The sequence below is a fragment of the Haloferula sp. BvORR071 genome (assembly GCF_000739615.1).
Taxonomy (GTDB): Bacteria; Verrucomicrobiota; Verrucomicrobiia; order Verrucomicrobiales; family Akkermansiaceae; genus Haloferula.
Map to the genome: position 1 here is coordinate 198187 of NZ_BATP01000003.1, position 13151 is coordinate 211337.

The 13151-nt window shown below is 60.3% G+C and carries 10 protein-coding genes; 4 read left to right on the top strand and 6 right to left on the bottom strand.

Annotated elements, in window-relative coordinates; translation table 11 throughout:
• Positions 1-39: 39 nt before the first annotated feature.
• Genes BV071_RS01715 through gatB form a run of 3 tightly spaced genes read right to left on the bottom strand, consistent with a single transcriptional unit; the run spans position 40 to position 2848 of the window.
• On the bottom strand, positions 40-903 hold the full coding sequence (locus tag BV071_RS01715; RefSeq protein WP_052572752.1) for a site-specific DNA-methyltransferase: 864 nt from the start codon (positions 901-903) through the stop codon (positions 40-42).
• Between the two features lie 60 nt (positions 904-963).
• A complete protein-coding gene (locus BV071_RS01720) occupies positions 964-1341 on the bottom strand; it encodes a hypothetical protein (protein ID WP_035601253.1) in 378 nt (125 codons plus the stop codon).
• A gap of 10 nt (positions 1342-1351) precedes the next feature.
• Positions 1352-2848: an Asp-tRNA(Asn)/Glu-tRNA(Gln) amidotransferase subunit GatB gene (gene gatB, locus BV071_RS01725; protein WP_265593946.1), complete on the bottom strand. Its 1497-nt coding sequence runs from the start codon at positions 2846-2848 to the stop codon at positions 1352-1354.
• Between the two features lie 105 nt (positions 2849-2953).
• Here gatB and BV071_RS01730 point away from each other — a divergent pair, with 105 nt between their 5' ends.
• Entirely contained in the window at positions 2954-4813 is a 1860-nt protein-coding gene (locus BV071_RS01730) for an SLC13 family permease (RefSeq protein ID WP_035601255.1), read from the top strand.
• Positions 4814-4834: 21 nt separating this feature from the next.
• Here BV071_RS01730 and BV071_RS01735 read toward each other — a convergent pair whose 3' ends face one another.
• The 3 genes from BV071_RS01735 to BV071_RS01745 all read right to left on the bottom strand — a co-directional run bounded on the left by BV071_RS01735 (position 4835) and on the right by BV071_RS01745 (position 7855).
• A complete protein-coding gene (locus tag BV071_RS01735) occupies positions 4835-5623 on the bottom strand; it encodes a hypothetical protein (protein WP_035601257.1) in 789 nt (262 codons plus the stop codon).
• 123 nt (positions 5624-5746) lie between these two features.
• Complete coding sequence (gene aroC / locus BV071_RS01740) at positions 5747-6892, bottom strand: chorismate synthase (RefSeq protein ID WP_081885724.1); 1146 nt, start codon at positions 6890-6892, stop codon at positions 5747-5749.
• A 318-nt stretch (positions 6893-7210) separates the two neighbouring features.
• Positions 7211-7855 carry a GYF domain-containing protein gene (locus BV071_RS01745; RefSeq protein ID WP_035601261.1) on the bottom strand — a complete coding sequence of 215 codons (645 nt, stop codon included), beginning with the start codon at positions 7853-7855 and terminating at the stop codon, positions 7211-7213.
• Between the two features lie 198 nt (positions 7856-8053).
• Here BV071_RS01745 and BV071_RS32315 point away from each other — a divergent pair, with 198 nt between their 5' ends.
• The 3 genes from BV071_RS32315 (at position 8054) to BV071_RS01760 (ending at position 13112) form a co-directional block, all read left to right on the top strand.
• Positions 8054-11116, top strand: coding sequence for a DEAD/DEAH box helicase (locus tag BV071_RS32315; RefSeq protein ID WP_052572753.1), 3063 nt, complete (start codon positions 8054-8056; stop codon positions 11114-11116).
• A gap of 299 nt (positions 11117-11415) precedes the next feature.
• Positions 11416-12528, top strand: coding sequence for an AAA family ATPase (locus BV071_RS01755; RefSeq protein WP_035601262.1), 1113 nt, complete (start codon positions 11416-11418; stop codon positions 12526-12528).
• Positions 12414-13112 carry a TOPRIM nucleotidyl transferase/hydrolase domain-containing protein gene (locus BV071_RS01760; RefSeq protein ID WP_343123394.1) on the top strand — a complete coding sequence of 233 codons (699 nt, stop codon included), beginning with the start codon at positions 12414-12416 and terminating at the stop codon, positions 13110-13112. Before BV071_RS01755 ends, BV071_RS01760 begins: the two co-directional genes overlap by 115 nt.
• The last annotated feature ends 39 nt before the right edge of the window (positions 13113-13151 follow it).

The window sequence follows — 13151 nt, forward strand, 5'->3', positions numbered from 1 at the left end:
GGGAAATCCAAACGCGAAATTACGATTCTCGCTGACTCGCTAGAGGAGGTCCTGCTGGACCGGCAGCTCGGCATCGGCCGCCAGCCGCTCCTTGGCCACGGAGAGGTAGTAGTCATCCAGCTCGATACCAGTGAACTCCTTGAGACCCTGACGCTGAGCGGCTAGCGCGGAAGTACCGATACCCAGGAAGGGGTCCAGCAGGTGGGTCTCCGGTCCCTTGCCATGGAGCAGGATGCATTGCTCCACCAGGCCCACCGGGAAGCTCGCGGGGTGGGGGCGGTCTTTGTCCCGGGAGTTGATTGTGTCGTAGGGGATGAACCAGGTATTCCCGCGGCAGCGACGATCGACACCGCCGGTGTGACCCCAGCGGGCGATGTTCGACTTGTCCTGATAAGGCACGCCCGCGCCCCGTCGGTCCACCGGGACCTCGCCGCTTTTGGTGAGGTGGAAGATATACTCGTGGCAGTCGTTGACGTAGCGCTTCGAGTTGATCGGCTTGAAATGGCCGGCGCTGATCTGGTCGCCGCTGCGGGTCTCCACGGTGATCGACTTGATCCAGTGGAAGGTATTCTGGAGCACGAAGAGCGGTTCCGGTCCCTCGGTGAAGGCGAGGATGATCTGGTGCGGCATCAGCGGATTCGCTGGAGCAGCACCGACATTGAGGAAGAAAGAGCCGTCATCAGCGAGCACGCGTCTCAACTCCGCGGCCCAAGACTTGCACCACTCGAGGAACTCCGCGCGCCCGGCGGTATCGTCGAAGCTGCGGTAATTGATGCCCAGATTGTAGGGCGGCGATGTGACAATGAGGTCGACCGACTTCTCGGGAAGTGTCGGAAGAACTTTGAGACAATCGCCGTGGTGGAGCACTGGCGGGAGCTTGGAGGGCGGGTTGCCGAAGCTCAATCCTTGATCGGAAGAATCAGCTCACCAAAATTCGGCCATCTTGCCCGACTTGTTCGGTCATCAATATTGGTTCGCAGCATGGCTAGCGCTTCCACTGCTCACCTTCAAGTCGCGACAAACGACCTCCAAAAAGGACCCGATCTCATTGAAGCCGATGACGAGGTGCCGATAGTCGTTTGAGAAAATCGCACCATGCTTCACCAAGCTGGCTATCAGCGGCGAATTGATCACCTCCATCGAGCTATCATAGGCAAATTTACTGCCATCCATTTCGCCCTCGCCGAGTAGCGCGAAATGAGGCACGTCCACGAATTGGACATGGTGCTCCTCGGTCTTGTAGTCTCGGAACTCCACGATCAGGTCTCCCGATTCCCACCTGATCACCGGCCCGGCCTCCGTGTCGGCCACGGGCGGAAATGGCAGCCGTTGAATGTTCATTGACCGAGGATTAGGAAGACAACTTCCCCTTCAGCAAATCCGTCACCTGCTTGGGATTCGGCTTACTGGACGAAGCCTTCATCACCTGCCCGGTCAGCCAGTTGAGGAGCTTCTCATTACCGCCCTTGATCTCGGCAACCTTGTCGGGATTCGCGGCGATGACCTGGTCGCAGAGGGTATCGAGTTCTCCGGCATCGGTGGGCTCAAAGCCAAGTTCTTTGGCCACAGTGGCGGGGTCCTTGTCCGAGGACTCAAGCAGCACGACCAACACTTCCTTAGCTTGGCTGAGAGCCAGAGTTCCGCCCTCGACCAGACCTAACAGCGCGCCGATCTTCTCCGGGGAAAGCGGTGAATCCGCGATGGCCACCGAGCGTTCGTTCAGCAAGCCGAGCAGGGTATTGAGCAGGAAGTTCGCGGCCTTCTTCCCGGGCAACCCCGGCGTAGCGGCGAGCTTCTCGAAGTAGTGGGCAAGCGGCAGATCCGCGGCGAGGACCGAGGCATCGTAGGCGCTCACGCCATAGTCCTTCTCGTAACGCGCGGCGCGTTCGTGGGGACGCTCGACGAGGAGGGGGCGGACCTTTTCGAGGAGGGGGGCGGTGACTACCGGGAGGAGGTCGGGGCAGGTGAAATAGCGGTAGTCGTGAGCATCCTCCTTGGTGCGCAGGAGTTGCGACTCGCCGCGATCGTCATCCCAACGGCGGGTGGATTGGATCTGCGGGATCCCGGCGTTGAGCTCCTCTGTCTGGCGCTCGACCTCGAACTGGATGGCGCGGCGGATGGCTGAGATCGAATTGAGGTTTTTCAGCTCGATTTTAGCGCCCAAGGGGTCTCCCTGTTGGCGACGGAGGGAGATATTCACATCGGCGCGCATCTGGCCCTTTTCCATGTCGGCATCGGAGATACCGCCTTGCTGGAGAATCATTTGCAGCGAGCGGATGTAGGACATCGCTTCCTCCGCAGACTCGATGTCCGGCTCGCTGACGATTTCCATCAGCGGAGTGCCGGCGCGGTTAAAATCGACCAGCGAGGAGCTGCCGAGGTGAGTGGATTTCGCCACATCTTCCTCAAGGTGAATGCGGTTCAGGCGGACCTTGTGGCCGGGACGGGGGATGTTTTTCCGCACGTCCGTGGGGTAACAGAAGTCGTAGAGGGGGACCTCGCCGCCGATGCAGAGGGGAAAATCCATCTGCGTGGTCTGGAAATTCTTCGGCATGTCCGGGTAGAAGTAGCTCTTCCGGTCCCAGCGGGAGATTTCGGGCGATCCGCAATCCAGCAGTAGGCCCGCGAGCAGGGTTTTCTCGATCGCGTGGCGGTTCAGCACTGGCAGGGCGCCGGGCAGGCCTAGGCAGACCGGGCAGGTGCGGGTATTGGGCTCCTCGCCGAAGGAAGTTTCGCAGGCGCAGAACATTTTCGTGCGCGTTTTGACCTGGCAATGGACTTCGAGGCCGATGGTGACGAGGTAAGGCATGGTGGCGGAAACAGCGGGAGCTTGGCGGGCGAGGGCCACTTGGCCAACCCTGAATCTCGCCCGTGATGGCTCGACCGGCACTTGCAAAGAGGCAATCCCCGGTGCAAGGCGGGGCCGTTGACCCCGCACGGGGAGACGAAACCCATGTTCACTCTACAAATCGGCCTTACCCTGGCGGTGATCGCCATCACGCTGATCGCCTTCATCCGCGAATGGGCCGCGCCCGACGTGATCGCTCTCACGGTGCTCTGCGGGGTGGTGGCGCTGGGACTCATCGATGTCAGCGCCATGTCCTCGGTTTTCAAGAACGAGGCACCGCTGGCGATTGCCGCTCTGTTCATCATCGGCGGGGCGCTGGAGGCCTCCGGGGCGGTGGACCACATCGGGCGGGTGCTGCGGGACAAGCTGCCGGGGAATATCCGCCTCGCGATTCTCGGGTTCTCGGTGCTGACCTGCTTCTTCAGCGCCTGGATGAACAACACGGCGATCGTGGCGATCCTGCTGCCGGTGGCACTTGGCTTCGCGCGCTCGAAGGATGTGGCGCCGTCCCGCCTGCTGATGCCGCTTTCCTACTGCTCGATTCTCGGCGGGGTCTGCACTCTGATCGGCACCTCCACGAACCTGCTGGTGAATGGCACGCTGAAGGACATGAAGATGGAGCCGATGACGATGTTCCAGTTGGCGCCGATCGGGATTCCGCTGTCGATCGCGGGCATCGCTTACCTCTCGATCTTCGGGCCGAAGCTGATTCCCTCGCGCTCCACGATTTCCGGCAGCCTGGACATCAAAGACCGGACCACGCCACTGTATCATATTCTGATTGGCGAGAACTCGCCGCTGATCGGGAGGTCGCTGAAGGACACGCCGTTCTTTGATCGCAACAAGCACGTGCACGTGATGGAGGTGCGGCGCAAGGGCGCGCGCGAAATGCATTCGCTGAATACGATCACGATTGAGAAGAACGACCGCTTCCTGATCGCACTTCATGGCCGCAGCGGAAAGGCGGCGAAGGCCGAGGAACTCTGTGCGGAGATCGGTGCAAGCGTGCTTTCCACCATCGATGGAGTGGTCACGGAGCTGGTGATCCGCGATGAGTCCTCGCTTGCCGGCCGCACCCTGGCCAAGTCCGACTTCCGCCAGCGCTACAACAGCGTGGTGATCGCGGTGCACCGCAATGGGGTGAATATCACCCATCAACTGGCGGAGATCCCTCTGGAGACTGGCGACACACTGCTGGTGATCACCGCGGTGAACAACCTGGCGGCGCTGGATGAAACCCGGGATTTCGTGCTTACGGACATCGCGGAAGAAGCTGTCGCCACGGACCAACCGCCCAAGCCGCGGCATCATGCGTGGGTTTCCTGGGCAGTGCTGATCGGGGTAGTTTTGGTGGCCACGATTACCGATCTTTTCGGCGGCGAGGATGGCAAGGGCGTGATTTCATGGCTGCCGGTCATTCCGATTCACTACGCCGCGATGGTGGGTGCGCTGATGCTGCTGTGGTCCAAGATCGTGACTCCGCGCGAGGCCTATGCGAGCATCGACTGGCAGGTGCTGCTGATGCTCTACGGGCTGTTAGGCTTGGGCCTCGCGATGCAGAACACGGGCACGGCCAAGTGGTTGGCGGAGGGGATGGTCGGGATGACCCAGGGTTTCGTGAGCCCGCAATTGATGCCTTGGGTGATGCTGTGGGGGATCTACCTGCTGACCCTCTTGCTCACGGAGGTGCTATCCAACAACGCCACCGCGGTGATGATGGTGCCGATCGTGGTGACGCTGGCGCACAAGCTCGGGGTCAACCATTGGCCCTTCACGATGGCGGTGACGGTGGCCGCATCGACCGCCTTTGCGCTGCCGATGGGCTACCAGACGCACATGATGGTGTATGGCCCGGGCGGCTTCAAGTTCTCGGACTTCCTGAAGGTGGGGATACCGCTCAATATCATCTGCTGGGTGGTGTCCTGTTCGCTGATCCCGCTGATCTGGCCTTTCCATCCGGTCTAGCGGACTGCAGCCGGACGGTATTCAGAGCTTCAGGTCCGCGAGGATCTTGCGAAGGTCGGGATCGGCCATGATGGTGTCGAGGCGCGGGTCCTTGAGGATTTCGCCGTAGCGCTTTTCCTGGGCGAGCTTGCGGAGCTTCGGGTCGTTCTCAACCAGATCGCGGATCTCGGGTTCTTCCATCACCGGGATGGCCTTGGGCGGTGGGCTGGAGTCGCCCATCGCGATCAGCTTGGCCAGGGTCACGCGCGCATCGTCGGTGAGCGGATCGAGGTTCTTGAACCAATCCGCGGGCAGGGCGCGGTCGATGGTCTTTTTCAGTTCGGCGACGAAGATCGAGGGGCCTTCCGCATTGGAGCCATCGATGAAGCGCTGGATTTCCGCTACCGAGCCAAGATGGCGGACCGCGCTCGCGCCGGTGAAGCCGAGCATGGAGGCGGGAAAGAGACTGAAGAGCAGGGTGAGGACGCGCCGCAGCGGGGAGCGGCGCGATGAGCCGCCATCCTCACTGGAGCTGCTGAAGGGTCTAGTGGCGAAGCGCAGGACAGAGCGAAGAGTCAGAAATACCACCAAGGCGACAATCGCGGGAATCGCTAAGGATATGCCAGTGCCACCCAAGGCCGGTAGGTGGCGCCAAACCAGGTAGCCGGCGATGCCGCTGGCGCAGAGGATGAGCGAGCCTGTTAGAAGACGCAGGAAGCCGCGCAGCATGGCCAGGATTGCACAGGCCGCGGAGATCAGGAGGGCGGCCGTTCCCAGGCTAATCTGGGGAATGGTCTCGAGGTCGAGCGCTGCCAAGAGTTCCTTCATCATCGGGCTGATGGCTCGGGTAGAAGATTAAACCGCGAAAAACGCGAAAGGGCGCGAAATCTAACAGCCAACAAATCAGGGGCGCCTAGCTCAAACACCCTCTTCAAATTTCGCGCCATTTCGCGGTTAAGAATCAATATCGCTCTTTGCCATATCAGCCCGAACCACCTGCGGCTCCGGCGCGGGAAAGCCGCCGACTTGGGCGCGCTGGCGCAGGAGGTGATCGCAGAGGACCAGCACGGCCATGGCCTCGACCATCGGGACGGCGCGAGGGAGGACGCAGGCATCGTGCCGGCCGCGGCCGGCGAGCTCGGTGTTCTCGCCGCCGCTGGTGACGGTTTCCTGCGAGGTCATGATGGTGGCGGTCGGCTTGAAGGCGACGCGGAAGACGATGTTCTCACCGTTGCTGATACCACCTTGGATGCCGCCGGAGCGGTTGCTGGTGGTTCGGACCTTGCCCTCGACCATGCGGAAGGGATCATTGTGCTCGCGACCGGTGAGCAAGGTGCCGGCAAAGCCCGACCCAATCTCGAAGCCCTTGGTTGCCGGCAGCGAGAGCATTGCCTTGGCCAGTTCCGCCTCCAGCTTGTCGAAGACCGGCTCGCCGAGTCCTGGCGGGCAATTGCGGATCACGCACTCCACCACGCCGCCGACCGAGTTGCCCTCGGCGCGCACTGCCTTGATCCGTTCGATCATCGGCTCTACCATCGCGGGATCGCCGGTACGAACGATGTTGCTTTCGATGTCCTGGGAAGTGACCGCGGAGGAATCGACCGTGGCATTGAGATCATGGATCGACTTCACCCAAGCCAGCACCTCAATGCCGGGCGCAAGCTTATCGAGCACCTTCTTGGCCACGGCGGCACCGGCCACGCGGCCAATGGTCTCGCGAGCCGAGGCGCGGCCACCGCCGGAGAGGGCGCGGATGCCGTACTTGGCATCGTAAGTGTAGTCGGCGTGGGAGGGCCGATACTTGGTCGCCATCTCGTCATAGGCACCGGGGCGTTGGTCCTCGTTGCGGACGACCACCGCGATCGGGGTGCCGAGGGTCAGGCCATCGACCACGCCGGAAAGGATCTCCGCGCGGTCGGCTTCCTTGCGCGGGGTGACGATCTCGCTCTGGCCCGGGCGGCGGCGGTCGAGTTCGTGCTGGATGTCCTCCACCGTCAGCGGGACCCGCGGCGGCACGCCATCGATGACCACGCCGACGCCGCCCCCGTGCGATTCACCGAAGGTGTGGATGCGGAATGCGTGGCCGTAGCTGGATGACATGCGCAGCAGTGTAGGCCGAGGATAACGCTCGCCAAGTGTCGAGACTGAAATGCCTTTCAGACTCGTGCTGGGAGGTCAGATCCGCTGGTCGAGGGCGAGGAAGAATGGACCGCGAAAACGCGAAAGGGCGCGGAATCCGAACAGCCGGGAGAAACGGCGGGACAGCCGGTTCAAGCGCAGGGGCTCCGGACCAAGGCGGGCGAGCTCCCGGTCTGGTTTCTAAAAGGCGGATTCTTTAACAGGAGAAGGCAGGAGGAAGACAAGGAGGTGGAGAACTTGAAAGGAAGAGACAGGAGGGCGGGAGCGAACTCTACGACTTTAGTGGGAAACCAAGTGCGGGTGTCGCAGGACCTTGAAGGCGCGGGCGTTTTCGGATCTCAGATAGCGCAGGGATTTTGCGACGGCGACCCCGCCACCGATGCAGATAATGCAGCTCAGGATCCAGCCGATAATCAGCAGGGGGCCTGGCGCCACCATCCGGCTTGTCTTGGCTCCGACAACATAGGCAATCTCGGGAGCGAGGAACACCGAGGCGGCACCGATACAGCCGATTCCGATAAAGAACACCTGCATGGCGCTGGCTTTTGGGACTTTCGGTGTCCATATCGCATGGCAGGTTTTGCACACTTTTGGGGAAAACAGGTGCATGCTGGTGGAATAATTCAATTCCTTGGATACAGATTTTATCTTCCTGGTTCCGCAGAAGGGGCATTTCTTTATTCCGCTTGGCCCGTGATGATGTTCGTCGTGGTGTTCCTTCTCGGGGGGGAGGTCCCCGCCGGACACAGGATAAGACGCCTTCTCGATGCGGATATCGACCAGTTTGTCCAAGGCCATCCAGTTTTGGTGGCCTTCTTCCACCGCCAATGTGAACGGCAGGATGGTGCCGTCTTGGAGCATGCTTGCGATCTTATCCATTTCGTGAGGCCCAGACACCTCTTCATTGATCATCACGTAGTACATATCGCTTGGGTTTGCTATATGGTTACATAGGAGGAATTTATGACCGGAACCCCAAGGCGCCGGAATGGGTTTATTGCGTTTCGCTTATGGGACGGAACGATGGCGATTGTCAATACTTCAAGCTAGCCGGGATTGGAGCGCCGGGCGGCCTTTTCGATTCGCCCGGGCGGCGTGGCTGGCTAAGGTCCCAGGCAGCGCATGGAGATCACGGAAGATTGGGTGAGGGGACTCACCGGCTGGAAGCCCTTTAAGGAGGGCAAGGCGATGGCCGCAGAGGGGCGGATTTCCGGATTCAAGCGGCAGGGCGAGATCCTGCAAGGGACTCTACGTGAAGGGAAAATGAACCTGCGGCCGACCGTGAAGATCGCGGGACCGAGCGATGTGCGGGTGACTTGCGGGTGCACGGAACACCGCGCCACTGGAGGAATCTGCGCCCATGCGGTGGCGGTGATGCTGTCTGCGCTGGCGGCTCCGGCGGCGTCCAAAGTTGCTGTGGCTGAGCCGGTTTCGGTGAGATCATCCCAGCTGGCGCGTGCGCCGCGCGCTTGGGAAATCCGGCTCTCGCCCCGCTTCGAGTCGGAATGGACTGGCGGGCGCTTGTCGCTGCGGCTGACGGTCGCAAAGGAGCCGTTGCTGGAGCAGGATCGTTTGATTTCGAGCTGGTTGGAGACCCGGAAGGTCCCGGCCTCGGAGACCGCGGTGCACCTGCGGCTGAGTGGGCCGGAGATCGGGGAGTTCTTGGATCTCGTGGCGGGGCACCCGCGGGTGGAGATCGATGGGCGTAAGGGCCTCCTGCGGGTCTTCAGTGAAGTGGCTGAGCCCCTGCCCTTGGCGCTCAGTCGCTTGGAGGGTCAACGGGTCATTCTGGAGCTGGGGGCGGAGCTTCCGGCGGGCACTCTGGTGCTCTGGGGTGACGCGGCGGCGCTGGCCAGTCCGGCAGGGATCCGGCGCTTGCCGGCGCAGTCTGCGGATCCGGCTTGGCATGAGCAGGCGGCGGAGCTTTTCGCGAAGCGGCGTTTGGCCCTGCCCTTGGATCGCTTTCTGGCTGGCTTCGATTCGTGGTCGGATTTGTTTGAATCGCCGCCGCCGGGTTGGCTCGGCGAGCTAAGGCTGGCGGGCGCTCAGCCGGACTTCGAGCTGGAGATCGACGGCTCTCTGGAGCTGGTCGAGGTGGTGCTGAAGGTCCGCTATCCGGGGCTCTCAGCTAGGGCGCTGCCACCGGAGGGCGAAGCGATTCCCGGATTGCCACGGCTGGCTCCGGATGGCCACCTGCAGGCCCGGAGCATGACGGCGGAGGCCTCGGCTAGGGCCCGCTTGCTGGGCCTCGGCTTCAGCGCGGGATCGGATCCGGCGAGGTTCCGGATGCGGGGGCGGGAGGAGATCTTCGGTCTGCTGGCGGACGGGCTGCCCCTACTAGAGACGATCTGGACTCTGAGGAAGAACGAACGTTTCACCACGGCGACTTCAAGGGTCCACATTGTGCGACCAGACATTCAGGAACGGGGAGACCCGAGCCAGTCGCTGGTGTTTGAATTGTCCTTCCAGACCACCGGTGGAAAGCGGATTCCGGGGCCGGAAATCCGGCGTATTCTGCGGGGTGGTAAGCGCAGTGTGAGGCTGGCGAGCGGGGCTGAGTTGGTGGTGAGCAAAAGCTGTGAGGAACTGGTCCAGCCACTAGTGGAGGAGCTCGGAATCGGACGTCCGGATGAGCCATTCCAGCTTTCGGGGGCTTCTTCGCTGCTGTTACAGAATCTCCGTGAAATTCTAGCTAATCCACTAGGTAGCAATTTACCGGGATCTGGAAATAACCTTCAATTTAAGACCCTCCCAAATCTTGGGTTAAACGCGAGTTTGAGACCCTACCAGGAGCAGGGATCGGCGTGGTTGGCGGAGCGTTTGCAACGCCTCGGAGGGGCGCTTCTGGCAGACGAAATGGGGCTGGGAAAGACCCTGCAAACCATCGCTTCCATCAACCATTTCAAGCACTCTGAGCCGGAGGCCAAGCAGACTTATCTGGTGGTTGCGCCGACCTCGCTGCTGGGGAACTGGATGGCGGAATTCAAACGTTTCGCACCGGGACTGGAGACGCTGCTTTTCCATGGTCCAAGCCGGGACAAGTTGCGGGAGCGCAGTGACGGGGTGGATGTTGTTGTCACAAGTTATGGAACCTTGGTCCGGGACCTCGCATTCCACTTGGGGAGGGAATACCGGCTGATCGTGGCGGATGAGGCGAGCCTGCTGCGGAATCCGGACGCGGAGCTGAGCAAGGCGCTGGTGAAGCTGAAGGCTAAAGCGCGGCTGGCACTGACCGGGACGCCGGTGGAAAACCGGATGCAGGACCTGTGGTCGATCTTCCGATTCATTGCGCCGGGCTATCTGGGCAATCGCCAGGACTTCAAGGAGCGCTACGAGGCACCAGCATCGGCTGGTGGCGGCGCTGCGGCCGCACCAGGATTACTACAGCGCCTGCGGCTGCGGGTTTCGCCCTTCGTCCTGCGTCGGACCAAGGATCAGGTCGCCACGGATCTGCCGGACAAGGTGGTCATCGATGAATGGCTGGACCTCGCGGACGACCAAGCGGCGCTCTATGGGAGCCTGGCGCGGGCCGGTCTAGAGGAACTCGAGCGGGTCCGCGACAAGCAGGGCGAAGGTGCCGGGCGGATGCATTTGCTGACGCTGCTGTTGCGACTGAGGCAGGTTTGCGTGGATCCGGGGCTGCTGGATCTGGAGAAACAAGAGAAGCAAACAGCGGTTAAAATCGAACGCTTGTTGGCTCTATTGGAAGAACGCGCTGAGAACGGCCTAAAAACACTGGTATTCAGTCAATTTGCTACGAATTTACGTCGAATTGAGGAGCGACTTCCGAAGGCTTATTCGCAGGTTTTTCGCATCGATGGGAGCACCCAAAAGCGCCAGAATCTGGTGAATGCCTTCCAAGCCGCGCCCGGTGCTGCGGTCTTCCTGATCAGCCTGAAGGCTGGCGGCTACGGCCTGAACCTGACCGCGGCCGATGCGGTGATCCACATGGATCCCTGGTGGAATCCGGCGGTCGAGGCCCAAGCGACCGACCGGGCACACCGGATCGGCCAGAGTCGTCCGGTGACGGTTTACCGGCTGCTCACCCGAGGAACTGTGGAGGAACGCGTGCGGCGAATGCAGGATCAGAAGCGCGCGGTGATCAACGCGGCGACTGGTGGCGGTGAGGATGAGGCGGTGCCGCAGAACTGGACCGCCGAGGACATGGAGAGCTTGCTGCGATGAAGGCTAGATCGGGGCTCTGGTTCAAGGAGGCTCAAGTGAGATCCAGATGGCTGGGATCCTTGGATTTCTGGGCTTCCGAGGCCTCGTGGTCATCCAATTGGAATCGCAATTAACTTGTTACAATGCATGTAATGCGGAATCGTGTTTGACGCTTTCCAGCTATCTGTGGATTCCGTTTGCCCCCTCTCGGAGTGGCTGGTAATGAACCGCCATCGCTGCAAGGTCTCACGCCCGTGGGTCTTGTTGTGTTCCTTTCCGCCTCGGGGTGTTGCTACCACCCGGGGCTTTTTTCGGCCCTTATGATCGATATACAAATCTCAAGGTTGGATTTCCTTTCTGGCGATCAAGTGGAGGTTCCGCCCGCTGGTATTGTAGTCTTCGTCGGCCCCAATAATTCGGGCAAAAGTGAGGCCTTGAGGAGCATTTCCGGTAAGTTGAAGAACAGTGCTGTGCCGAGCCGCAACCTTTCTAGCGTGTGGGCTACGACGGCTGGTGCCGAAGAGGATGTTCTGGCGTGGTTTGAGGAGAACACCACTAGGAGAATCGATTCCGCCGGAGGCCTGAACTATGATTCGTTGGGGCATTCTATTCACGTCAGCCACATCGCCGCCACTTGGCAACGGGTGAATCATAAGGATCAGCCATCGATGCTGAGCATGCTGTCTAGCTTCTTTGTCGCTTACCTCTCCACTGAGGAAAAGCTGAACGCAGCCAATCCGCCGCCTTCCATCCTCACTCACGAGGAAGCGCCAAAACATCCGATTCACGTAATGGCTAAGGATGCAAAGATCGCTGAAACGTTATCAAAGGCCTTCAACGAGGCGTTTGGAAGCGGGATCATTGTGAATCAAGCAGCTGGATCACAGGTAACACTTGTAATTGGAGAAAAGGAGGAGCTGCCCAAGGTTGATGCCTACGATTTGGCGGCGGTAGGTGCGGCCCTTTCCAAGCTACCTCGAGTGGACCATCAGGGTGATGGAATGAGGTCCTTCATGGGCACGCTTCTGTACGTCCTAGTCCAGCGAAGGTTTTTAGTGCTTATCGATGAGCCTGAGGCATTCCTTCATCCCCCTCAGGCTCGCATTCTGGGGAAGCTTGTCGGTCAGAAGACACCGCAGGACCGTCAGATTTTCGTTGCTACGCACAGCGCAGATTTCCTTAAAGGGCTTCTCCAAGCTGCTCCTGAACGGGTGAAGGTCGTGAGGCTGGATCGCAGTAGATCAGATTATGTGAATCAGCTCGATTCCGCCGGGATCAGCGAGGTGGGCGGGATTCACTCCTTCGTCATTCTAATATTTTGGAGGGTCTCTTTCATGAGAAGGTCGTTGTTTGCGAATCGGATACCGATTGCCGGATTTTCGCGGCCATCGTGGAGGCTATCACGCCAGCAGACGCACGAAGTCCGGACCTGATGTTCACGCACTGCGGCGGGAAGCAAAGAATGCCCGTCGTAGCCGCCGCCCTCCAGCGAATTGGTGTTACGGCGATCGCAATTGTAGATTTCGACTTCCTCCGTGATCTGGGAGACGTCGAGCGGCTCGTTTCAACGATGGGGGGAAATTTTGGCGAGATCCTTGAGCCCCTGAAACGCATCGGGGCCGCGATGCAATCGTCCAACGCTAAAAGAACAAGGGCTCAAGTGAAAACCGAACTGGAAGAGGTATTCGACAGTGCAGGCGACGGCCCCTTCGATAAGAAAATTAGGTCTGCCTTGGTTGAGGTTTTGAAAACACCCTCCCTATGGAAAGGTGCCAAGTCTCATGGAATAGGGATGCTTCGCGGGGATGATTATCAGCGATGTGTCGACGTAATCCAACTGTTGTCTAAGTGGGGTATTTGGGTTCTTCCAAACGGTGAGGTTGAGGCCTATTGTAAATCGGTCGGGAAGCACGGTGAGAGGTGGGTCGGCGAAGTTCTGTCTCGAAAGGATCTTGCAGCCGATGGTGAGCTCCGTGAATTAAGGGAATTTGTTTCGGCTGCTATTCTCGGAAGATAATCCGCTTGGCCTCGAAGCGGACGATTGTAGTCGCGCATG

Coding starts and splice junctions, on each gene's coding strand:
- aroC (WP_081885724.1), bottom strand. CDS start 6,892: ATGTCATCCAGCTACGGCCACGCATTCCGCATCCACACCTTCGGTGAA.
- BV071_RS01730 (WP_035601255.1), top strand. CDS start 2,954: ATGTTCACTCTACAAATCGGCCTTACCCTGGCGGTGATCGCCATCACG.
- BV071_RS01720 (WP_035601253.1), bottom strand. CDS start 1,341: ATGAACATTCAACGGCTGCCATTTCCGCCCGTGGCCGACACGGAGGCC.
- BV071_RS32315 (WP_052572753.1), top strand. CDS start 8,054: ATGGAGATCACGGAAGATTGGGTGAGGGGACTCACCGGCTGGAAGCCC.
- BV071_RS01745 (WP_035601261.1), bottom strand. CDS start 7,855: ATGTACTACGTGATGATCAATGAAGAGGTGTCTGGGCCTCACGAAATG.
- BV071_RS01755 (WP_035601262.1), top strand. CDS start 11,416: ATGATCGATATACAAATCTCAAGGTTGGATTTCCTTTCTGGCGATCAA.
- BV071_RS01735 (WP_035601257.1), bottom strand. CDS start 5,623: ATGATGAAGGAACTCTTGGCAGCGCTCGACCTCGAGACCATTCCCCAG.